Annotated in this window: 19 protein-coding genes; 8 read left to right on the top strand and 11 right to left on the bottom strand. The window is 34.7% G+C overall.

What is annotated here, in order from left to right; translation table 11 throughout:
• Positions 1-113: 113 nt before the first annotated feature.
• From Q0857_RS06790 to pepT, 8 genes are all read right to left on the bottom strand, one after another.
• Positions 114-1,661: an arylsulfatase gene (locus tag Q0857_RS06790; protein ID WP_298533264.1), complete on the bottom strand. Its 1,548-nt coding sequence runs from the start codon at positions 1,659-1,661 to the stop codon at positions 114-116.
• Positions 1,662-1,755: 94 nt separating this feature from the next.
• The gene (locus Q0857_RS06795; protein ID WP_298533265.1) at positions 1,756-2,286 is read right to left on the bottom strand and encodes a peptidoglycan-binding domain-containing protein; all 531 of its coding nucleotides are present in this window, start codon (positions 2,284-2,286) and stop codon (positions 1,756-1,758) included.
• Positions 2,283-3,134: a hypothetical protein gene (locus Q0857_RS06800; RefSeq protein WP_298533266.1), complete on the bottom strand. Its 852-nt coding sequence runs from the start codon at positions 3,132-3,134 to the stop codon at positions 2,283-2,285. Before Q0857_RS06800 ends, Q0857_RS06795 begins: the two co-directional genes overlap by 4 nt.
• Before the next feature lie 43 nt (positions 3,135-3,177).
• Complete coding sequence (locus Q0857_RS06805) at positions 3,178-3,459, bottom strand: hypothetical protein (protein WP_298533268.1); 282 nt, start codon at positions 3,457-3,459, stop codon at positions 3,178-3,180.
• 299 nt (positions 3,460-3,758) lie between these two features.
• Complete coding sequence (locus tag Q0857_RS06810) at positions 3,759-5,804, bottom strand: sigma 54-interacting transcriptional regulator (protein ID WP_298533270.1); 2,046 nt, start codon at positions 5,802-5,804, stop codon at positions 3,759-3,761.
• Between the two features lie 42 nt (positions 5,805-5,846).
• A complete protein-coding gene (locus tag Q0857_RS06815; protein ID WP_298533272.1) occupies positions 5,847-6,503 on the bottom strand; it encodes a hypothetical protein in 657 nt (218 codons plus the stop codon).
• Positions 6,504-6,645: 142 nt separating this feature from the next.
• Positions 6,646-9,090 (bottom strand): arylsulfatase, encoded by a 2,445-nt coding sequence (locus Q0857_RS06820; protein ID WP_298533274.1) that lies wholly within the window; start codon positions 9,088-9,090, stop codon positions 6,646-6,648.
• A gap of 133 nt (positions 9,091-9,223) precedes the next feature.
• A complete protein-coding gene (pepT, locus tag Q0857_RS06825; protein ID WP_298533275.1) occupies positions 9,224-10,465 on the bottom strand; it encodes a peptidase T in 1,242 nt (413 codons plus the stop codon).
• 138 nt (positions 10,466-10,603) lie between these two features.
• Here pepT and Q0857_RS06830 point away from each other — a divergent pair, with 138 nt between their 5' ends.
• Positions 10,604-11,632 (top strand): quinone-dependent dihydroorotate dehydrogenase, encoded by a 1,029-nt coding sequence (locus Q0857_RS06830; protein WP_298533276.1) that lies wholly within the window; start codon positions 10,604-10,606, stop codon positions 11,630-11,632.
• A gap of 6 nt (positions 11,633-11,638) precedes the next feature.
• Here the strand turns inward: Q0857_RS06830 and Q0857_RS06835 are convergent, their stop codons facing one another.
• A complete protein-coding gene (locus Q0857_RS06835; RefSeq protein ID WP_298533279.1) occupies positions 11,639-12,814 on the bottom strand; it encodes a zinc-dependent metalloprotease in 1,176 nt (391 codons plus the stop codon).
• Between the two features lie 291 nt (positions 12,815-13,105).
• Here Q0857_RS06835 and Q0857_RS06840 point away from each other — a divergent pair, with 291 nt between their 5' ends.
• The 7 genes from Q0857_RS06840 to guaB all read left to right on the top strand — a co-directional run bounded on the left by Q0857_RS06840 (position 13,106) and on the right by guaB (position 22,459).
• Positions 13,106-13,969 (top strand): hydroxymethylglutaryl-CoA lyase, encoded by an 864-nt coding sequence (locus tag Q0857_RS06840; protein ID WP_298533281.1) that lies wholly within the window; start codon positions 13,106-13,108, stop codon positions 13,967-13,969.
• Between the two features lie 171 nt (positions 13,970-14,140).
• On the top strand, positions 14,141-15,337 hold the full coding sequence (locus tag Q0857_RS06845) for a DUF4856 domain-containing protein (RefSeq protein WP_298533283.1): 1,197 nt from the start codon (positions 14,141-14,143) through the stop codon (positions 15,335-15,337).
• Between the two features lie 96 nt (positions 15,338-15,433).
• Positions 15,434-16,540, top strand: coding sequence for an imelysin family protein (locus Q0857_RS06850; protein WP_298533285.1), 1,107 nt, complete (start codon positions 15,434-15,436; stop codon positions 16,538-16,540).
• A 54-nt stretch (positions 16,541-16,594) separates the two neighbouring features.
• Positions 16,595-17,959 carry an HTTM domain-containing protein gene (locus Q0857_RS06855; protein ID WP_298533288.1) on the top strand — a complete coding sequence of 455 codons (1,365 nt, stop codon included), beginning with the start codon at positions 16,595-16,597 and terminating at the stop codon, positions 17,957-17,959.
• Positions 17,937-20,411 carry a TonB-dependent receptor gene (locus Q0857_RS06860; protein WP_367278080.1) on the top strand — a complete coding sequence of 825 codons (2,475 nt, stop codon included), beginning with the start codon at positions 17,937-17,939 and terminating at the stop codon, positions 20,409-20,411. The genes Q0857_RS06855 and Q0857_RS06860 overlap by 23 nt, the downstream gene beginning before the upstream one ends.
• A 5-nt stretch (positions 20,412-20,416) precedes the next feature.
• Entirely contained in the window at positions 20,417-20,866 is a 450-nt protein-coding gene (locus Q0857_RS06865; RefSeq protein ID WP_298533290.1) for a heme-binding domain-containing protein, read from the top strand.
• Positions 20,867-20,986: 120 nt separating this feature from the next.
• On the top strand, positions 20,987-22,459 hold the full coding sequence (gene guaB, locus Q0857_RS06870; protein ID WP_298533292.1) for an IMP dehydrogenase: 1,473 nt from the start codon (positions 20,987-20,989) through the stop codon (positions 22,457-22,459).
• 90 nt (positions 22,460-22,549) lie between these two features.
• On the opposite strand, the gene Q0857_RS06875 is transcribed toward guaB, so the two are convergent.
• Both Q0857_RS06875 and Q0857_RS06880 read right to left on the bottom strand, forming a co-directional pair.
• Complete coding sequence (locus tag Q0857_RS06875) at positions 22,550-23,104, bottom strand: mechanosensitive ion channel domain-containing protein (protein ID WP_298533294.1); 555 nt, start codon at positions 23,102-23,104, stop codon at positions 22,550-22,552.
• Positions 23,105-23,148: 44 nt separating this feature from the next.
• Positions 23,149-24,111: a septum formation inhibitor Maf gene (locus tag Q0857_RS06880; RefSeq protein WP_298533296.1), complete on the bottom strand. Its 963-nt coding sequence runs from the start codon at positions 24,109-24,111 to the stop codon at positions 23,149-23,151.
• Positions 24,112-24,114: the final 3 nt, after the last annotated feature.

Below are 24,114 nucleotides of genomic sequence, written 5' to 3' on the forward strand. Positions count from 1 at the left end.
GTATTTTTAATGCTATAAAATTTTGTTTCTACACCGTTGTTATTGAAACAAAAACCGAATAAGAGAATATCCGGTTTTTGTTATATTCTTGATTAGAATTCTAGCAATGTGACTTATTTATCTCCTGCGCCTCTTGATACGGCTTCCATCACCTTGTCTAGACTAAAACTTCCAGGTTTTTGCCGAGGTGGATATTCTTTGAAACTTTGAAGCCACTGTCCCACATAAGCAGCCGATGGTGCAATCATAAACATATGATCTACCCACCATTGCTCATAGCCAATAGATTCTTCATGTGCTTTTTCAAAAGGATCCATTCTTAAATTGGCTACCATTGGTGCTCTAAGTGCCGTATAAGGGTTTCTCCAAACATCAATACCATCAGCATCTTGTTGTAAGAATGTAATTTTCCAGTTATTGTATCTAAATGCAGCACAGCTACCATCATCTGTCCAATATAAGAACTCTTTTCGTGGCCATTCAGCTTCACCTTTAAATGCAGGTAATAAGTTATAGCCGTCTAAGTGTACTTTATAGTTTCTTCCATTCACTGTTCTACCTTTTAAAAGGTCTTCTTTCACAGTAGTATCTCCAGCAGCCGCTAATAATGTAGCCAGCATATCTTCATGTGCTCCAATCTCATTAATTACTGTGCCAGGTTCAATCACCCCAGGCCAACGAATAACCGTTGGTACACGGAAACCACCTTCCCATTGTGTTGCTTTTTCACTTTTAAACATGGTTGTTCCTCCATCAGGCCATGTAAAAACTTCAGCACCATTATCTGTAGAATACATCACAATCGTGTTATCCTCAACACCTAATTCTTTCAGTTTGTCCAATAATTGACCAACCATACCGTCATGTTCTACCATACCATCAGCATAGACACCTAAGCCCGTTTTTCCTTCAGATTCTGGTCTTAAATGCGTGTTTACGTGCATACGTGTACTGTTCCACCACACAAAAAATGGTTTGTCAGCTTTTGCCGCGTCATCCATAAAACGCAAAGCAGCATCAGTAACTTCCGTATCCACAGTTTCCATACGCTTTTTAGTTAATGGTCCTGTATCTTCTATTTTACCATCAGCGTAAGAGTGAATAACACCTCGTGGTCCAAATTTTTCTTTAAATGGTGTGCCATCAGGAAAAACAAAATCATTAGGGTAATCTGGGTGTTCTGGCTCCTCTTCAGCATTTAAATGGTAAAGGTTTCCAAAAAACTCGTCAAAACCGTGATTGGTTGGAAGCATTTCATCTAGATCACCTAAATGATTTTTTCCAAATTGCCCAGTTGTATACCCTCTAGCTTTTAATAATGTGGCAATAGTAGGGTCTTCTTTTTGCATCCCTTCTGGCGCTCCTGGTAAACCTACCTTGGTAAGTCCTGTTCTAATAGGAGATTGCCCTGTAATAAAAGCAGCACGACCAGCGGTACAACTCTGTTGGCCATACCAATCGGTAAATACAGCGCCTTCTTTTCCTATGCGGTCAATATTAGGCGTTCTATAGCCCATCATACCCATATTATAGGCACTTACATTAAACTGCCCAATATCATCACCCCATATCACTAAGATATTAGGTTTTTTGTTTTTTTGAGCAAAAGATCCAAAAACCATACAAAGGAGTATGGCCATAGATAAACTAGTTTTTTTCATAAAATTGATTTTTAATTGTTAATGTAATTCAAGATAAATTATTAAAGTGATTTGTTGCTATTAATCTTAATATTTTTTGATGAAATAATAAATTTTAACCACCATGCTGAAGCATATGCTTGAGTAGCTCTTGTGATGGCCTGCCCGTTTCTAGTAAGCTGTACTTATTTTCATAGAGGCGTATGGCATTTTCTGTGGCGGGTTGCATTTTACCATTAATGTCGCCAGGATCAAACCCCATGCGCATTAATGATTTTTGTATTTCTAGTACCGTGCCAGATTCGAAATTTTCTTGCTGTTCTTCTTGTTTTTTTAAACGTTCCATTTCGGCTTTTTGCTGGACTTTTTGGAGTCTTTCACGTTCAGCTTGTTGTCGCGCATAAGCCGCCTGTTGTGCTTCACGTTGTTTTTTCTCTTTAGCACCTTGTGCAAGCCCCACCACGCCACCAATAATAGCGCCGGTTTGAGCACCATCACGCCCTCCAACTAGTGAGCCAAGTGCGGCACCACCTAAGGCGCCTCCAAAAGCTCTACCTAATGCCTGAGCTTGTACTGCTGATTGAAATATAACCCCACAAAGCAGGAAGGTTAATGTAACAATGATTCTTTTTTGTTTTGTTTTCATGGTGCTACCTTTTTACCGTTTTTCCATGTTTCTTCTTTTGTTTTTCCATTCTTAAGATTAAAAACAATGATGCCGTCTGGCTCTCCGTTAACAAACTGACCTGTAGCAACGTCACCATCAAATGCAGTAAAAACACCTTTTCCATTAGGTTTTCCGGCCTTAAATGCACCTTCATATTGATCACCTTGAACAGTTTTTAACGTTCCAATACCTTCCGCCAGTTCATTTTTAAATTGGCCTATATAAGTATCGCCATTAGGAACTAACAGTGTGCCTTTTCCTTGACGCTTGCCATTTTGAAAATCACCATAGTACTCTTCGCCTTCAGGCGTTATTTGATGACCTTCGCCATGAGGCAGGTTGTTTTTTACTTCGCCTTCATAGCTACTACTATCGGCAAGGGTTGCTTTAATATAGCCATTCATATGGTCGTTTTTGAAGTCGCCTTCAGTACGACTCCCGTCAGGGAAAATGAGTAATCCGCGACCATGCATTTCACTATTTTTAAAATCACCGTTGTATTGAGCAAAACCATCTTCTACTTCAAAATAAAGTTTACCCATACCTTCTGCTTTGCCATTAGCCATAGTTCCTGTAAAGCGTCCTACTATTTTGCCGTTTTCAAGCCAAACAAGTACACCGTTCCCAGAAGCTTTTCCTTTGTCATCGCAGGTTCCAGACCAGCTGATGCTTTCGTTTTCTGTTGGTGAAGAATTCCAAATACTACAGCCGGTAATGGGGTCTTTAAGCCAGACACCTTCTTCACTAGATTTGTCCTTTTCCTGAGCATCAATTTTGCTAAAAATTAAAAGCCCAGTAATAAGAAGAAATAGTTTAAATGATTTCATACTTTAGTTGTTTATTGTTTGATTTTAATAGCTTGTTCCTGTTTTAAGTGTTTAGGGTGTCTAATGGTTTGGTTTCATAAATAACAGCCTCATTTAAATGGCCTAATACTTCTACAGCCCCAATGAGATTCTCATAAATAGGACTTTCTAGGTCTTGCTGCATGTCGGTTTTATTAGACCACTGCTTGACGAACTCAAAAGATTTGGTGGGTGATTCTATGCGCGAACCGTAAAGTGTAAACATGGGCCATTTAACCAACCTGCCCATGGCAATATCAAACTCATAAAGTTTGTCTTTGTGGATTTCGAACTGTAATAACAGCATGTACATCTTGGTTGATTATTTGGTTGTGCCCATTTTAAGGCAAGTTGTATGCCAAGACGAAATGTTAAAGAATGTTAATTTTTAATTGATTGATAATCAGTGTGTAAAATTTGAAATTTATTTTTTTATCTATTTCAGTGACTTGTTGCATACCGTTTAGCACGAAATATCGCGACTTTATATCGTGTTATTTCGATGATAATGGTATTGAACACTAAGGCGAATTATTTTTAGTATTGAAGCACTAAATGGACCTAAAAAGCAGGATAATAGATGAATTGGTATTTGATAAAAGCGGATTAACTTTGTTTCATAATCTCTAACTTTTTCATTTTAGATCGCAATGTACTGGCTGGAAGATTTAGTATTTGAGCAGCGCCATTTTTACCTGCAATTTGCCAATTGCAGTGTTCTAAGACATGAATGATATGCTTGCGTTCGCAATCTGCTAGAGTTTCCAGCGTTGCATTTTCATTAGAGCTGCTGTTGGCAACATGGTCCTTATGTTTTGGCAGGGCTTCTGCTAGCTTTAACTTGCTGCCATCGGAAGTGATAATTGCGCGTTCAATAATGTTTTTTAATTGCCTGATGTTCCCCGGCCAACTATGGTTGGTCAAGTCGTCCATTAATGTTTGTGATATTTGTTTAACCTGCCTTGTATATTTTCTATTAAACAAATTAATAAACGCGTCAATGAGCAATGGAATATCTGCTTTTCTATTTCTTAGTGGCGGAATAGTAACAGGGAATACATTAATACGATAGTATAAATCTGATCTAAATTGTCCTTTTTCAACAAGCGCTGTTAAATTCAAATTAGTGGCGGCAATGATACGGGTATCAATTTTAATAATTTTCTCGGCGCCTAGACGTTGTATTTCACCTTCTTGTAAAACCCTTAAAAGCTTGGGCTGAAGTGCCAGTGGTAATTCTCCAAATTCATCCAGAAATAAGGTGCCTGTATCAGCCAGCTCAAACATGCCGCGTTTTAATTTGTCTGCCCCAGTGAATGCGCCTTTCTCATAGCCAAATAATTCACTTTCAATTAAATCTTTGGGAATGGCAGAACAATTTATTTTTATAAAGGGTTTGTCACTACGTTTACTTTTTTTATGAATTTCATTGGCAAAGAGTTCTTTTCCAACACCAGTTTCGCCCTCCAGAAGTACAGGGACATCTAATGGAGCGACATCTTCTATACGGTTCATGACATAATTAAAATTGGGGCTTTCTCCAATAAGTTGATTTGAATCGTTTAAGAAGGTTGACTCATTTTTGAGTTGAATGTTTTCCTCTTGTATTTTGTTTTTAAGTAATTCTAATTCCTTGTAGGCCATTCGAAGATTATTCTCTGACTCTACTAAGGTTGTTATATTATGTCCAAATAAATAGATGAAATCATATTGTTTTGAAGTTTCCGAGGCCTTTACTTTTACAAACGACCAGGCTATTGAAATATCTTCATTTTTAAACTTAAATTTTGAGATCACATTGCCCTTATCGTTATCTTCATTAAAAACAACATCTTTAAACTCTGGTAGAGTATCGCTTGATAATAATTCACAAAAAGTTGAGGTTAATGCGCGCTCATTCGTAAATAAGGAACTTTTAAAAAAACTATTTGAATATAGTATTTTGCCATCTAAATCGATGGACGCCACTAACGTGTTTTTATGATTTAATATAGCTTTTAGGTTGTTTTTATAAAAGCTAATGGATTGCGCTAGTTTTACTTTTTCTAATCGGTCCGAAACTAAGATGATAAGTTGAGTGCCAATAATAATAATGGGAAACAAATCTAAATACGTTAAGCTAAAGAGTCGTCGCCATGGTAAAGTGTTGCCAAAATAGTTAAAAGCAATCTCCTCGGTAACAAACAGGGTGTAGTATATGGTCACAAAGGTTAGCGGTCGCCTCACAATATTTTTTGTTTTTGATAGACCTTTTAACCCTTTGATACAGAAAAGAACGGTGAGAAAATAGGCTGTATAGCTAAATATATATTGCAACCTAAACCAATGGTATCTAATATTGAAAAATGTAGAAATATAGTAGGCTATACCAAGACCTACAATGGTCCATAAAACAGGTTTGTTTATATACTTTGATTCATAGCCAAAATACCATGGAAAGAGCACAAACATCCCTACCGCAAAGAACAGCGCTAATTTAAACGACTCAAGCTGGATAGATGACAGAATGAAGTATATTCCAGATGCAATCGCAAAAAGCCCGAAGAAAAGTGTAGATCTATAGTTACGTTCAATAATACCTAACCAAACATATGCAATCCCTGTTGTAACAGCAATCCCCGCAAAAAAGATAAAAAGTTGGTCTGAAAACATGATTAAATTACAAATTATTCATTTTTAGTTAAAAAGGTGTTGTTAATTCAAATTAGAAATACCATATGTTTTCCGCTTTCCTAAATACTTAAAAAAGTAGGTGAGTGGAATAATTACCAAAAATGAAATGGTCCAAACGGTTGGACTTATAGAAGCAAAAGGTAAAGAAATTAAGGCAGCGGTTGGTTCTGGTAATGATGAAAGTAAGAAGGCTTTCTCTTCGTTTTCGTCAATTTGATTAGATGTTAATTCTTTCTTTGTAGCATATAACCAGTTGTACGCTCCCAGAAAGCCAGCTAATGCTAGAAATACACTTTGCATTTGTAAGGCTAATTTTAGACCATCCATTTCCATATCAATTCTAACAAAATAAAGGTAAATCATCAAGCAAAACATTTGAAGAATGGTAAGTGTAGCATGCATTGGTGTGCTTCTTACTAGATTACCTAACTGTCTGTTAAATTGTATCCAATATATAATAATCATAATAAGCCCTATAACAATTACAATTAAGGAAGATACATGTTCTTCATAAATCTGGGTAAGTGTGCTAAATTTTAATGCAGGATCATCAGGACGCGGAAGGATTAGAAACGTTTGAAATATCATTAAAGCATATAATACGTTAATGACAAGAGTTAAACTCTTTAGTGTACCTATTCCACGCTCTATTTGTGCTTTAGTTCGCAGTTTTTTCATGGTTGGTTGGTTGGTTGGTATTAATAGCAATTTACAAAATTGAAACGTTTTAAAGTTATTGATTGCTTATATTTTAATAAAGCAAAAGGAGCATAAATCAAATTATGCTCCTTTAATTATTAGGTTGATGTTTGTAAATTTTTTACTGACTCATCATAATACGTTTAGCTTCGGCTTCTAAATCTATATAGGGTTTACCTTCAACAGTAACTCCTACTCCTTGAATAGTACCACCTTCAAACTCTCCTGGAGATTGGTATAATTCACTTACAGCATCACCGCTATCATAACCTACGCATAAACCATCGCCTGACAATGTGAACTTAGCAGGTTGTGTTTTCATAGGGCCTTCTGCAACTACGGTTTCATTAATATATAGTTTAGTATTTCCCATCGATTCTCCGTATTCGCCGGCCGAAACTCTGTTAAATTCCATGCCTAAAGTGTATTTACCAGGTTTAAGTTTTGTGTTTGAGACAAATACTTGTTCTGGTTTTATCCCTAAGAAGTTATAAACATAATGCAATTTTTGATCTTTGATAAAAAGCGAATGACCTCCAAAACGAGAACCATGTGCAAAAATAACTCCTTCAGCTTTTGTGTCATCAATTTCAACATTAGCTAAAATTTTATAGTTTCTACCGCGTACATTTACAGCAACCCCTTCAGGTACAGGAGCTGTGTTTGGATAATACACATAGCGATCTTTTTTAACTTCTTGTGATGGTCGTTCAGTTCCTAAAATTTCAGCAGCACTTCTATCATCTAAAGGTAACACTTTATTAATCTCAGCTTGTTTAAACCATTCATCAATTAGTTCTTTTAGTTTTTCTGGGTATTGTTCAGCTAGATTATTGTTTTCAGAACGATCTTCTGCAACATGATACAATTCCCAAACATCTTCGTCAAATCCACTTTTTCCAGATAATGGCGAGTGGACAGCGGCCGCTTTCCAACCATCTTTCCAAATGCCTCTAGTACCTAACATACAGTAATATTGTACCTCTTTTTGCGTTTTTGCATTTGGATCTGCATCAAAAGAATATTTCATAGATACTCCTGAAAGTGGTGTTTGTTTTACTCCATTATACACTTCTGGCATCTCTACGCCACAAGCTTCCAAAAGGGTAGGAACTATATCTGTCGAGTGATGGTACTGATGTCTTATTTCACCTTTAGCTTTAATTCCTTTTGGCCAAGAAATAACTAGTGGGTCATTAGTTCCTCCAGCATATTGAGAGTAGCGTTTAAACATTTTAAAGGGTGCAGAAAATGCTGCAGCCCAACCTGTGGGGAAGTGGTTGTACGTATCTGGTCCACCTAAAACATCAATATATTTTAAGTTCTCTTCTAGACTATCTGGGTAACCGTTAAAAAATTTATTTTCATTAACAGATCCATTTGGACTTCCTTCTCCAGATGCACCATTATCGGCTGCATATAGTACGATAGTGTTTTCAAGCTGTCCTGTTTTTTCAAGATAGTCAATAATACGACCTACTTGAGCATCGGTATACTCAGAAAAACCTGCGTAAACTTCAGCCATTCTTGAAAACAGACGTTTTTCATCTTTATTCAATTCATCCCATGGACGAACGTAATCTGCAGGGTTAGCCATATTCTCTGGCATAGGGTTAAAGTCTGCCATTCCCGTATCTTCTGGTAAAATACCTTTTGATTTCATGTTATTAACAACCCAATCTCTGTAGGCATCATAACCATCATCAAATTTACCTTTATACTTGGCAGTATATTCTGCAGGCGAATGGTGAGGTGCATGATTTGCACCTGGATTAAACCACATGTAGAATGGTTTAGAAGGGTTTGTTGCATTTTTATTTCTAAGCATAGAAATAGCTTTATCTGCTAAATCTTTAGATAGATGATAACCTTCTTCGGGTGTGGCTGGTGCTTCAATAAAATGATTGTCTTCTACTAAGTCGGGATACCAGTTATTAGTTTCACCTCCTAAAAAGCCATAAAAGCGATCAAAACCAATTTGTGTTGGCCACTCGCTTCTGCTACCTCCCGGAGCTACATCTTGTTCAGGTACATTATGATTCTTTCCAATCCAAAATGTACTCCACCCATTGTCACGCAAAATTTGTGCAAATGGAGCACAATCATCAGGCACACGGCCGTTTGACCCTGGATAGCCATCGGCTGTTTCAGTTATGGAAGCCATACCATTTAAATGGTGATTTCTGCCTGTTAAAATAGTAGATCTTGTTGGTGAACATAACGCTGTTGTATGCCATTGCGTATAGGTTAATCCGTTTTCTGCTAACCTTTCCATAGTTGGCATATTAATACGACCACCGTATGGAGACCAAGCACCTAAACCTGTATCGTCATAAAGTACGAAAAGAATATTAGGAGCACCTTCTGGAGCAGATTTAGGCGTAAAGGCGTCCCAATCGGACTCAGAATCTCTAATGTCAAGTGCAATTTTCCCATTGAATCCCTCATCATGTTTAGTTTCAGATTCCTTATTCGCTTGATCTGCACAGCTAAGCATCAAGGTAAACAACGTACCACATAATAAAATACTAGTCAAAACTTTCGCTTTGAAGTTGTGTGTTTTCATTTAGATTTAAATTAGTGTTTAGTTAAAAAATTTAAGTAAAAGATATGTGAAATTAACATAAGTTAATCTTAAAATCAATTTTTTTGTAAGAAATTAATTGCCCTAATTTATTCGGATTAAATTTGGGCTGCTTTTAATGACTTTCTTGAGCTACTAACTCAGCAATTTTGCAAATCACTTCAGTAGCTTTTATCATACTCTCTACAGGAACATATTCATAACGTCCGTGGAAATTATGACCACCGGCAAATATATTGGGGCATGGAAGCCCCATATAGCTTAATTGAGAACCATCTGTACCGCCACGAATAGCCTTTGTTAAAGGTTTAATACCAACTTGAATCATAGCTTCTTCGGCTAAGTTTACGATATGCTTCACGGGTTGAATCTTTTCACGCATATTATAATACTGGTCTTTAATTTCTGTAGTTATAACTTCTCTGCCGTATTGTCTATTGAGCTCTTTAGTTAGTTTGGTCATCACTTCTTTGCGTGCTTCAAAATGCCCCTTATCATGATCTCTTATAATATATTCTAAAATAGTTTCTTCTACATTACCCTTTATATCATGTAAATGAAAAAAGCCCTGATAACCTTCAGTGTGCTCAGGAGTTTCCATCCGGGGGAGTGAATTAATAAACTCGGTAGCTATATACATAGAATTTATCATTTTACCTTTTGCATATCCAGGATGTACAATTTTACCTTTAACTTTTACTACAGCACCTGCGGCATTAAAGTTTTCATATTCTAGTTCTCCAATTTGGCTACCATCCATAGTATAAGCCCAATCTGCACCAAATTTTTCCACGTCAAATTTATGAGCACCTCGACCAATCTCTTCATCAGGTGTGAAACCTACATTAATATTACCATGTTTAATTTCAGGATGATTTATAAGGTACTCCATTGCCGAAACGATTTCGCAAATACCGGCTTTATCGTCGGCACCTAAAAGTGTCGTGCCATCTGTAGTGATTAAAGTTTGACCTTTATATAGTAATAAATCTTCAAAATAATCTGGCGATAATACAATGTTTTCTGCCTCATTTAAGATGATGTCCTTACCATCATAGTTATCTATAATCTGAGGGTTTACGCTAGCACCAGTAAAATCTGGCGAGGTATCAAAATGTGAAATAAACCCAATAGTTGGCACATCATGGTTAACATTACTAGGTAAGGTAGCCATGATGTAAGCATTATCATCAATACTTACATCATGCATACCAATAGCTTTTAGCTCTTCTGCAAGTTTATTGGCCAAATCCCACTGTTTTGCAGTACTAGGTGTTGTTTCAGAAGACGGGTCAGATTCAGTATCAACAGTCACATAACTAGTAAACCGTTTAATGATTTGTTCTTTTGAAATCATAATTGAAATGATTAGAAATATTGAGAAATTAATAGCTTTTAATAGAGTTAAAAGTACGATTATTAATTTTTTTGAGCTTAAAAATTCCTTGATTTTTTAATTAGATCAATAAGAACTATTTTTGCACAAATAATACAGATGTACAAACTATTACTTCGGCCTTTATTTTTCTTGTTCGATCCTGAAAAAATTCACCATTTTACGTTTTCATTAATTAAATTTACTTCAAAAGTCCCTGGTGCTTCAGCTTTATTTAGAAGCCTTTACTTAATTGAAGATGAGCGTTTGGAAAGAAAATTGCTAGGACTTACTTTTAAGAATCCGGTAGGGTTGGCCGCTGGATTTGATAAAAATGCGGTGTTGTACAACGAACTTGCAGATTTTGGTTTTGGTTTTATTGAAATAGGAACAGTAACACCAAAAGGGCAAACCGGAAATCCTAAAAAAAGATTGTTTAGGTTGAAGGATGATCAAGGTATCATTAATCGCATGGGATTTAATAATGAAGGCCTTGAAGCGGCGATTGAACAATTAAAGAATAATAAAGGCAAACTTATTATTGGAGGAAATATTGGTAAGAATACAGAGACCAAACCAGAAGACTATACTAAGGATTACCTAACATGTTTTAATGCCTTGCACCCTTATGTTGATTACTTTGTTTTAAATGTGAGTTGCCCGAATGTAAGGAGTCATGCGAAGTTGAATGATAAGGATTATTTAGAAGAGTTGATTGGAGCTGTTCAAAAAGCAAATAAGACTTTTAATGTTGAAAAGCCAATTGTACTAAAGATTGCACCAGATTTAAACAATAATCAGTTAGATGAAATTGTTCAGCTTGTTGCCGATACTAACTTAGACGGTGTTATTGCAAGTAATACCTCAATGGATAGATCTGGATTAAAAGCATCAAAAACTTTGTTAGACCATATTGGTAATGGAGGATTAAGTGGTCAACCTATAAAAGAGAAGAGTACTCAGGTTATTAAATACCTTTCTGATAAAAGTAATAAAGCTTTCCCTATAATTGGAGTAGGAGGTGTGCATTCGGCAGAAGACGCTCTTGAAAAAATCGAAGCAGGTGCCGATTTAGTACAAATTTATACGGGGTTTATTTATGAAGGACCTAGTTTGATAAAACGAATAAACAAAGCACTGCTTAAATAGACTAACCTATTTAATAAATCGTTTTACTGTTTTTGAATCTACAGTTTCTAATAATAAAAAGTAACTCCCTGAAGACAACGTATTAATACGGATTCTATTATTTAGTGCTTTTCCAGAAAGAAGTAACTGACCTTGTAAGTTTATTACTTTAAAATATAATCTAGATAAATTATCAAAACCTTTTAGATAAATAGTATTATCTCTAATTGGATTTGGGTAAATGGAAACTGAATTTAGTGAGTTAGTAACAGAATTATCTTCACGAATTTCAATACCATTTTCAGTTTGCGTAAATTCATTTTTTTCAATGTTAAAATAGGCATACATTCTCGCCAACTGCTGAGGTGTAAAATGATTTCTACAAGCTTTTTTCGAATAAGACATGAAATTTTCAGTATCTGGTGAAAACTCATCTCCATTAGAATCTAATTCATTACCATTATAATTGCAAAAATTGTCAATCTTGTCACTAGATAAGCCAGGATCTGCAGGTGTATCACATATACCGTCACCTTCGGTATCGCAATTGCTACCATTTACTAATTCCGCAGTTATTTTTGTATTACTAATACCATGTGTATGTATTAATGAAAATACATGTCCCATTTCATGAATCAATGATGAATTATTAGATGTACATTCATTTTTCATTACTATCATATGGCAATTTTGTTTATTAACACTATAACCACAAATGCTATTGCCCGAGTTGTTTTCTATATAATCTACGAAATAAATATTAATGATACCCGAAGTATAATCCGCTTTTGTTAGTTTTTCTTCATCTCCCTTTTTGAAATGAACATATTCGGAGTTATCAATGAAATCAATATTTTCAAAAAGGTAAAAAGATATTAAAGCTTCTGAATAAATGCTATTCAACCTCTTAATAGCGTCGTTTAAGTCTGAAATATTAAGTCCTCCAGCACTTTCTGAACTTCTTATAACATGTGCTTTTATAGGTATTTGATGGATAAATTTTGAAGATCTACTGTTTTTAGAATACTTTTTGCTATTGAAGTCTTTTTCAAGTTCTTTAAGGGCAGGTTTTAAACTTTTTAAACGAGAAATGGATTCGGCACTTATAGAAGTATCACAACCCATTTCATCCTTATTTTGAGCAGTCAAAATAGAAGTGATTAAAAAAGAAATTAAAATTGTTATTTTGGTTAAAAGCTTCATATTGGGACAAAACATTTATTAAATGTAATAGCATAATGAGCCATGTAAAAAAAAAGACGATAAAGACTAAATTAAAATCGATTAATCTATTAAATGCATCTTTTTAAGATTAATGTACTACACTTGTAAGTGTCTGTGTATCAATATTTTTTTAATAAGTTTCAAGAGTAAGATGTTATTTAGAAAGCGTAAATTCCGTGGTTCAGATCTAACTCATAATTTGTGCTTCAGAAGAACTTAGTTTGTAATTGAATTATTAGTATTATTTTTATCTCCTTGTAAAATGAAGTCATGCTAAATCCAGTAAAAATAGTTGAATGCCCTAGAGATGCTATGCAAGGTATAAAGCAATTTATCCCTACGGCTCAAAAGGTGCAATACATTCAGTCTTTATTACGAGTGGGGTTCGATACTATTGATTTTGGAAGTTTCGTATCGCCTAAAGCAATTCCACAAATGGCCGATACTGCTGAGGTTTTAGCAAATTTAGATCTGGGCAAAACTACAAGTAAGCTGCTGTCTATTATTGCAAATACGAGAGGAGCAAATGATGCCTGTCTGCATGCAGAGATTGATTACTTAGGTTACCCTTTTTCTATTTCTGAAAATTTTCAAATGCGTAACACGCATAAAACGATAGCCCAATCGGTAATTACACTTTCTGAAATACTAGAAATAGCGAGTAAGGCAAACAAAGAAGTTGTGGTTTATATATCTATGGGCTTTGGTAACCCCTACGGAGATCCTTGGAATGTAGATATAGTAGGAGAGTGGACCGAAAAATTATCAAAAATGGGCGTTAAAATTTTATCCTTAAGCGATACCGTTGGCACCTCATTTCCTGAAACAATTGATTATCTTTTTAAAAACCTAATTCCACTTTATCCTCAAATAGAGTTTGGAGCACATTTGCACACCACGCCCGCTACCTGGTTCGAAAAAGTGGATGCCGCATTCAAGGCAGGCTGTCATCGTTTTGATGGTGCCATTCAAGGTTTTGGAGGCTGCCCAATGGCTAAAGATGAATTAACAGGTAATATGCCTACAGAAAAACTACTATCATATTTCACATCTCAGAAAAGAAACCCCTTAAATGCGTTAAGTTTTGAGAGCGCTCATAACGAAGCATCCAAAATATTTAAATTATATCGTTAATTTTTTTGAATTTATTTTACTGTAAATGAGTTATTTATATTTAACACTGAAAGTTTATTTAAATTTAATCTAAATAAACTTTGTGTAAATAATAATGAGTTTTATATTTGCAGCTGAAACAAAACATTATTTATATTAAGTCTAAATAAAAATCAAAAAATCGATTAAAAAATGAAAAAATTAGTACTTAGCCTATTTGTAGTTTCTGCTTTATTGCAATCTTGTTCAAATGACGATGATAATACAGGTGGAAATAATACCGTAGTTGCCCCAGCAACATATAAGTTTATAAGAAATGGAAACTCAACAGTGAGTTATTCAGGTCAAAGCACTCGAATCGCCATGGCTGAAGAATTAGTATCTGGCTTAAAAGATACTTCTAAATCTGAGGCTGTATTGGATGCTATGTTTGCTCATGAAGCTGGTAATGCAGATTTTTCGGATGCAGATTTAAATGCTTCTGGTAAAAATGTTAGAAGTAAATCGGCTGCTTCTTCTGATTATTTTGCGTCAAATTCCACAGATGCAAACGCTATAAAAGCAGGTTTTGATACTTGGATTAAATCACAAGTAGATGAGGTATTCCCTAACTGGGCAAATACGGCAACCGCTGGTAATGCTGGTCAGTTGCAAGAAGGCGGCGGTGGATCAACAAGGTATATCAGCGCTAAAGGTTTAGAGTACAACCAGGCTTTTGCGAAAAGTTTAATTGGAGCTTTGATGACCGACCAAATTTTGAATAATTATTTAAGCATTTCTGTTTTAGATGCAGGTTCTAATGTTGAAGATAACGGCAATGATGTTTTGGTAGAAGGTAAAGACTATACAACTATGGAGCACAAATGGGATGAAGCATTTGGTTATCTATATGGAGCAGAGGCTGACCCAGAAAATCCAACTTTATCTGCCGATAGTTTTCTAAATAAATATTTAGGTAGAGTAGAAGATGATGCTGATTTTGCCGGAATTGCTCAAGACATTTATGATGCATTCAAATTGGGACGCGCCGCCATTGTAGCCAAGAATTATGACGTAAGAGATGAGCAAGCCGAAATTATTAGAGAGCTAATATCAGAAGTTATCGGAGTAAGAGCCGTTTATTATTTACAACAAGGAAAAGGGAGTTTGACTACTGATCCAGCAGCAGCATTTCATGATTTGTCAGAAGGTTTTGGTTTTGTTTACAGTTTACAGTTTACAAGAAAGCCGAATTCAAACGACCCATATTTTACAAAGTCTGAAGTAGATGCTTTTATAGCAACATTAATGACGAATAATGGTTTTTGGGATGTTACTCCTGAAACTTTAGATACCATTGCCGCAGCAATCTCTGCACAATTTGATTTTACAGTTGATGAGGCTAAGTAATAAAAAAATAGAATAATTAATTTAAAAAAAAGTAGTTTTTGAGTGTAGCAGCTTAAAGGCTACTTTTTAGTACTTTTGCAAATATTTTAAAAGAATATGTTTACAATAAGAAAAGTGTTTTGGTCGGTATTTGTTATCTGTTTTGCAATGGCATGTAGTTCTTCTTCAGATGATAACCCTGGAGGGGGCAATAATGGTGATGGCTTTAATAGAGCTGCCCTATTAATAAATATTGCTGATAATATTATTATTCCGGCCTTTCAAGATCTTGATGCTAAACTAGAAACATTAAAGTCTTCTAAAACCAAATTTATAGATACGCCTAATCAAATTAATTTAGATGCGGTTAGAGCAGACTGGCTTGCCGCATATAAAGTATGGCAATTTGTAGAAATGTTCAATATTGGTAAAGCAGAAGCTATTATCTATGCTTTTCAAATGAATGTATATCCTACCTCGATTGCAGATATTGAAGCGAACGTAACTTCTGGTTCTTACGACTTAGAACATCCTAATAATAATGATGCCGTTGGTTTTCCAGCGTTAGATTATATGCTTTATGGTTTGGATTCAGATGATGCAGCCATTCTTTCAAAATATGCTGATGTAAAATATACAACCTATCTATCTGATTTGGTTGATCAGATGAAATCATTAACATCAATAGTGCTAGCAGATTGGAATACGTCATACAGAGATACATTTGTTAATTCGACCGAAAATACTGCTACCAGTGCTTTAAATAAGCTTACCAATGATTATGTGTTTTATTTTGAAAAAGGTTTACGAGCAAATAAAATAGGTATTCCGGCTGGAAATTTTTCGGCTACACCATTACCTGAAAAGGTTGAAGGGTTTTATAGTAAAGTATACTCCAAAACCTTTGCTCTTGAAGCTTTCAACGCAGCCGATAAATTGTTTAAAGGTGAAGCTTATTCGAGCAATGCTAAGGGAGAAAGTTTTAAAACGTATTTAGAGTTTCTAAAAAGAGAAGATTTAGTATCAACACTAAACACTCGATTTACTGAGGCCAATTCTAAATTACAAATATTGAATGATAGTTTTTACAATCAGGTAAACTCTGATAATGCTAAAATGACAGAAGCATATGATGCACTTCAAAAAATAGTAGTCCTTTTAAAAGTAGACATGCTGCAAGCTTTTAATATTAGCGTTGATTATGTAGATGCCGACGGCGATTAAGAAACTTTAAAATTAACTATTAGGTTGTCTCCATGGCAACCTTTTTTTATGTTCATGATTCCTAGTATAACAAAATATCTAAACAAACAAACTAGTGCTGCACCACTTGCTGTATTTAGAATATGTTTTGGTATTATGATGTGTTATGGAATGATGAGGTTTGGATATCATGGTTGGATTGATACACTCTATATTCAGCCAAAGTTTCACTTTTCTTATTTTGGCTTTGAATGGATTAAACCTCTAGGGGTTTATACCTATCTGCTGTTTATTGTCTGCGGACTTTCGGCCCTTATGGTTGCGATTGGTTTTAAATATAGGTTAACCATAATTACTTTTTTTCTTTGTTTTACATACATTGAGTTAATGGATAAAACCACCTATCTTAACCATTATTATTTTATAAGTTTACTGAGTTTTGTGATGATTTTTTTACCAGCAAATACTCATTTTTCTATAGACAATATTATTAGAAAAACGTCTTATAAGAACATACCAAGATGGACTATTGACGCCGTTAAACTATTATTAGGGATCGTTTATTTTTACGCAGGATTGGCAAAAATAAATAGTGATTGGCTGTTTCGAGCTATGCCATTAAAAATATGGTTACCCTCTAAATATGATTTGCCTTTAATTGGTGACTCACTCATGCACCAAGAATGGTTTCATTATGCAATGAGTTGGTGTGGAATGCTTTACGATTTAGCCATTCCATTCCTTTTGTTATATAAGCGAACAAGACTATTTGCTTTTTTCATGGTGCTATTTTTTCACATTTTCACAAGAGTTTTGTTTCCTATTGGTATGTTTCCGTTTATCATGATTGTATCTACCCTGATATTCTTCGATTCAGGATTACATAAAAGAATAATTAATGGAATTAAAAGCGTATTTGGTAGTATTGGTTCAAAGGTAAATATCGCGATTAATGAAAACTATAGGTACACTTTTAGAAGGCCGGTAGTAATATTGTTTGCCTTGTTTTTTATATGGCAAGTGCTATTCCCATTTAGGTATGTATTTTACCCTGGAGAGTTATTTTGGACTGAAGAAGGTTTTCGTTTTTCTTGGCGCGTTATGCTTATGGAAAAAATGGGGATTTCAACATTTAAAATTGTCAACTCAGAAACAGGAGACTTTTTCTATGTAGATAATAGTGATTTTTTAACAGATTTTCAAGAGAAGCAAATGAGCTTTCAACCAGATTTTATTTTAGAATACGCCCATTATTTGGGTGACCATTTTAAAGCTCAGGGCCATCAAAATGTGGAAGTATATGTAGAGAGTTACGTTGCTCTTAATGGTAGATTGAGTCAACCCTATATAAATGATAAAGTTGATTTATATCAACAAAAAGAATCGCTAAAACCAAAAGATTGGATATTACCATTTAATGATGAAATTAAAGGATTGTAAACTTATTTTCGCACTTCTGTTTAGCGTTGTGCTATATGCTCAGCATACTGTAAAAGGTGTTGTGTTATTCTCAGGAAACAATAACCCAGTAGCAGAGGTTAATGTTTATGATAAAGTTTCTGGACTTATCACAACAACAAATGCTATGGGTGAGTTTGAATTTACGACCTCAAAAGAAACTCTAACTTTAGTGTTTTTTTCTTTTGAATATGAGGTTAAAGAATATGCTGTAAATACCACAAATGCGAATAACTTAACTATTGTTCTCCAAGATTTAACAACCCAATTAAGTGAGGTTGAAATTACAGCAAAAAAGCGAAAATTATTTGAATTACAACGTTTAAAAGATGTTGAAGGGACGGCTATTTATGCTGGAAAAAAAACCGAGGTGGTTTTAGTAGAACAGTCCATGGCTAATCTAGCGTCTAATAACGCCAGACAAATTTACAGCCAAGTAGCAGGATTAAATATTTATCAGAACGATGATGCTGGTTTACAACTTAATATTGGAGGTAGAGGATTGGACCCAAACCGAACCTCAAATTTTAATACCAGACAAAATGGGTATGATATCAGTGCAGATGTTTTAGGTTACCCAGAAAGTTATTACACACCAGCTTCTGAAGGTATTGAGCAAATTCAGATCATTAGAGGAGCAGCGTCATTGCAATATGGAACACAATTTGGTGGATTAATCAATTTTAAAATGAAATCACCAAACCCCAACAAACCTATTGAACTAGTTACTAGAAATACCTTAGGAAGTTTTGGCTTATATACAAATTTTACAAGTTTAAGTGGTACTAAAGACAAGTTTAGTTATTACACTTTTTTTAATTACAAGAAAGGAGATGGTTTTAGGCCAAATTCTGAATTTGAGTCTAAAAATGTATTTGCCCATTTAGGCTATCAATTTTGTGATCAGACCAAGTTAGAGGGCGAAATAACCTATTTAAATTATTTGGCGCAGCAAGCAGGTGGGTTGACGGATTCGATGTTTGATCAAGATCCATTGCAGAGTAACAGAACCCGTAACTGGTTTGAAGTAAATTGGTTGTTGTATAATTTAAAACTGGATCATAAGTTTAGGGAAAAAACAACGTTTACGCTTAACTTTTTTGGCTTAGATGCTTCTAGAAAAGCTGTTGGTTTCAGAGGAGATCCGTACCCAACCGGTTTAAATAAAAACCCTATAACCACAGAAGATACTCAAAACGGTGATGGCACTTTTTTTTATAATCGTGATGTCATTCAAGGTGATTTTAAAAATTGGGGTGCAGAAGCTAGGGTGTTAACTAAATATGATTTATTTGGTCAAGAATCTGCCCTTTTATTAGGTGCTAAGTATTACCACGCTAATAACGCAAGTTTACAAGGGGCTGGAAGTAAAGGAACAAATGCAGACTTTATGATATACAATAATGATTTTCCCGATTACCCAAATGAATCTGATTTTAAATATCCAAATAGAAATTTAGCTTTTTTTGGAGAGAATATATTTAGGTTATCCGATAAATTTTCTGTGACACCAGGTTTTAGAATTGAGCAAATTAGGACTGAAACTGAAGGAGTTTATTTTCAAAAAAACTATGATAACGCCAATAATTTAATCTCTTCAGAAGCTTTTGAAGATAACCGTGTTTTTGATAGAGCTTTTGTTCTGCTGGGAGTAGGAACAAGTTATAAACCAAATGATTATTTAGAGCTATATGGAAATATCTCACAAAACTATAGATCGGTAACATTTAGTGATATTAGAACAGTTAGTCCTACCTTTATTATTGATCCAGATATTACTGATGAAGAAGGGTTTACGCTAGATATTGGTTTTAGAGGACGCTATAAAAATGCTTTTTCATATGATCTAGGAGTTTTTATGGTTAATTATAATGGACGAATAGGAAATATTCTTGATGATCGAGCCAATTGGGTAAGAACAAATGCTGGTGATGCCCTTATTTATGGTATTGAGAGTTTTATAGATTGGAATGTCATGGATGCCTTAAAGGGTAATTCTGATTATAAATTGAATCTAGGATTAAATTTAGCTTATATAGATTCGGAGTATACAAACTCAAAAGAAAATGGTGTTAAGGGAAATAAAGTAGAGTTTATACCTGAAATTAACTTGAAAACGACATTGCATTTTGGCTACAGGAATTTGCTAGGAAGTATTCAGTACACATATTTGTCTGAACAGTTTACCGATGCTTTTAATTCTCAAAAGGATACACCAGGTGGTTTAAGAGAAGGAATTATTGGAGAGATTCCGGCTTATGATATTTTAGATATTTCATTATCTTATACCTATAAACGTTTTAAAATAGAGACAGGTATTAATAATGTTTTAGATAATAGTTACTTTACACGACGGGCAACAGGGTATCCTGGACCAGGTATTATACCATCGGCACCAAGAAACTGGTATGGTACGCTTCAAATTAAAATATAATAGGTATGAAAATAGTTAAGAAAGTATGTGTTGGTTTGTTAATCGTTTTAGCATTATTACAATTTTATCGACCAGAAAAGAATAATGCAGAAACTAGAGACATAACTGCATTTGAAAAAGAAATGAAACCCGGTGCAGAAATTACGGCCATTTTAGAGGCTAATTGTTACGATTGCCACAGTAATAAAACAGTGTATCCTTGGTACGCTGAGGTAGCCCCAATTTCAATATGGATAGATCATCATGTTGAAGATGGTGTTAAACATTTTAATGTGTCCAATTGGAATTCATATACAAACAAAAAGAAAGACCATAAGTTAGAAGAATTAATAGAAGAAGTTGAAGAGGGAAAAATGCCTTTAGATTCTTATACATGGCTTCATGGAACGATGAGTACGTCTGAAAAAGAAGCATTATTAGCATGGGCTAAAAAGGCGAGGGAGTCATATCACTAAAATAGTCTATTCTGAGTACTTGAAGTAGCATGTTTCCCTGTTAATTTCTTAACAGAATTTAAGGATTAAAATCCGTAATTAAATTGTATATTTGCACGCAATTATAAACGTAATTGCAACATGACTGCACATCAAAACAAAATAGTAGGAGAAGGTTTAACCTACGATGACGTTCTATTAGTTCCAGCTTTTTCAGAAGTGTTACCAAGAGAAGTTAGTATAAAAACCAAATTCACAAAAAATATTACTATTAATGTACCAATTATATCCGCTGCTATGGATACGGTTACAGAAAGCAAAATGGCAATAGCTATGGCGCAAGAAGGTGGTATTGGTGTTTTACATAAAAACATGACTATTGAGGCACAAGCCATGAAAGTTAGAAAGGTAAAGCGTGCAGAAAGTGGGATGATTATAGATCCTGTTACGCTACCGTTAACTTCTAAAGTGAAACATGCTAAAAAGTACATGGCAGAATATGGTATTGGTGGTATTCCTATCGTTGATGAGGATGGTATTTTAAAAGGAATTGTTACGAATCGCGATTTGCGTTTTGAGCACGATAATAAAAAGCCAATTACGGAAGTAATGACCAGTGAAAATTTGGTGACTGCGGCTGTAGGAACGTCTTTGCAGGATGCAGAAATTATTTTGCAGGATCATAAAATTGAAAAATTACTGATTGTTGATGACAGTTTTAAATTATCAGGGTTAATTACGTTTAGAGATATAACCAAATTAAGTCAAAAACCTAATGCAAATAAAGATCAATATGGACGTTTGCGTGTTGCAGCAGCAATTGGAGTTACTGGAGATGCTGTTGAAAGAGCGGAGGCCTTAGTAAATGCAGGTGTCGATGCTGTGGTTATTGATACGGCTCACGGACACACTAAAGGTGTGGTAGGTGTTTTAAAAGAAATTAAATCTAAATTTCCTGAATTAGATGTTATTGTTGGAAATATAGCAACTGGTGCTGCAGCCAAATATTTGGTTGAAGCTGGAGCAGATGCCGTGAAAGTTGGTATTGGGCCAGGTTCTATTTGTACAACCCGAGTTGTTGCAGGTGTAGGTTTCCCGCAATTTTCGGCAGTTCTAGAAGTTGCTGCTGCCTTAAAAGGTTCAGGAGTACCGGTTATTGCTGATGGAGGTATTCGTTACACAGGAGATATTCCAAAAGCGATTGCCGCAGGGGCAGATACTGTCATGTTAGGATCGCTTCTAGCTGGAACTAAGGAGTCTCCGGGAGAAACTATTATTTATGAGGGAAGAAAATTTAAGTCTTACCGAGGTATGGGTTCTGTTGAAGCAATGAAACAAGGTAGTAAAGATCGCTATTTCCAAGATGTTGAAGATGATATTAAGAAATTAGTACCGGAAGGTATTGTTGGACGTGTTCCTTACAAGGGAGATTTATTTGAGAGTATCCATCAATTTATTGGAGGTTTACGTGCAGGTATGGGATATTGTGGTGCTAAAGATATTGAAACTTTAAAGGAAACAGGACAGTTTGTTAAGATAACAGCTAGTGGGATTAACGAAAGTCACCCGCATGATGTAACTATTACTAAAGAGTCTCCTAATTACTCTAGATAAATTAAGGTATGAAATTTTATTACGAATTCTCAGATAATTTAAAATACTTAAACTTTTTATCTAGGTATGATTTAGAAAATCAAAAAGCATTTAGATGATTTCAACATCATCGTCTTTAGAGACATCTTCAATAGCATCTTTTTCAACAATACTAACAGCCTTTTGTAGCATGAGGTTATTGGGGTAGGTAATTAAATCACCATTATTTAGTCGAAGGTATAAATGAAACGCTCTAATGTCTTCTATGATAGCTTCTACGGGAAAATCTTTGTCATGTATGTTTATTTTGTCTCCAACCTTAAATGGGAAATTAAAAAACATGATGATTCCAGAGGTTACGTTACTCAAAATTGACCAAACGGCAAAAAGTGCTATACCTAAAACAGCAAAAACTGAGGAGAAAATAACAATTAATTCTCGAAATTGGGCGCCAAAAATAAAGGATTCAATTATTAAAGCAAGTATAATGGCAGTCCCAGTAACATATCGGCAAATAAGTCTAATTCGTGCTTTATATATGCCGCTTTTGCGTCCTAGTTTACGAACTGCAACAATGGTAATTAATCTTAGAATAAATAAAATACCTATTACAAAACCAGAAATAATAAGTTCCTCACGATAAGCGTTAATGAAATTGGTAAACATGTACAAAAGTTTACTACAAATATACACTCAAAATAAACACGAAATTAATTTAGAAGCAGCGTTTCTCTCAAAATTTCATCAGCATTACTATTCTTTTGCCAATAAGGAGATTTGATGGTTTTGAGCTTAGTTGCTTTTGTGGTTAACATTTTAGTATGAGAACCAAAACCACTTTTAAACGTTTCTTCCCAAGCTTCTATTTCAAAAGGAAACTTAGGATTAAAATGAATAATTAATGTTCTATTTAATTCTGGATAATCAAGGGTATAGCTATCATTCTTTAAAGATGCATGAGCTGTATAAGCTTTTACATTTAAATGTCTAAGCCTTGTATATTCAAATGCAGGTATAACCTCTATGCTTCCTGTGGGTAAAGATTTCGGATTTATACGAAGTTGCGTCCATAACTCATTTTCCAAAATCGCCTTTTCAAGTTTAAAGGTTTTGTCAGCCTCTCCTTCGAAATAAGAGTGCGACATGACTTCAAATTGATCTCTATTATTTAACTGTGCATACACATGGCCACACCATTCCTGCATAGAACTTGATACTTTTATAGCATGCTTATTATTAGAAACAGGATAAAAGGTACTTTGCATAATGGAATACGGGTAAATGCCAGTATTGAAATTTTTAGTAGCATTTAATTTTAAGACTGAAATGCTTTTTTTATTTCTATTATCGGCTTTAACCTGAATTTCTGGTAGAAAATCTTCAGTCACATATATTAAAATAGCATGTCCTTCTCTTAATTCACCATAGCGTGCTTGCTCTAGTTTATATGACGAAATTTCAGCTTCACCTGCATACCAGTAAGCATTGAATTCCGGCGATGCTGGTTTTTTTGAAACCACAGTCTTTTCTGTAGTATTAACGTTTGAGTTAAAGGCAAGTTCCTTTTCTTGTGGTTTATTATTACAAGAAACCACAAGTAGTATAACCCCAATGATAAGCCAAAACAATATTTCGGCTTTTATAATTTTAAAAAGTTTTTTTAGAATGTCCATAAG

Origin of the sequence: uncultured Algibacter sp., from assembly GCF_947495925.1 — a bacterium.
GTDB lineage: Bacteria > Bacteroidota > Bacteroidia > Flavobacteriales > Flavobacteriaceae > Algibacter_E.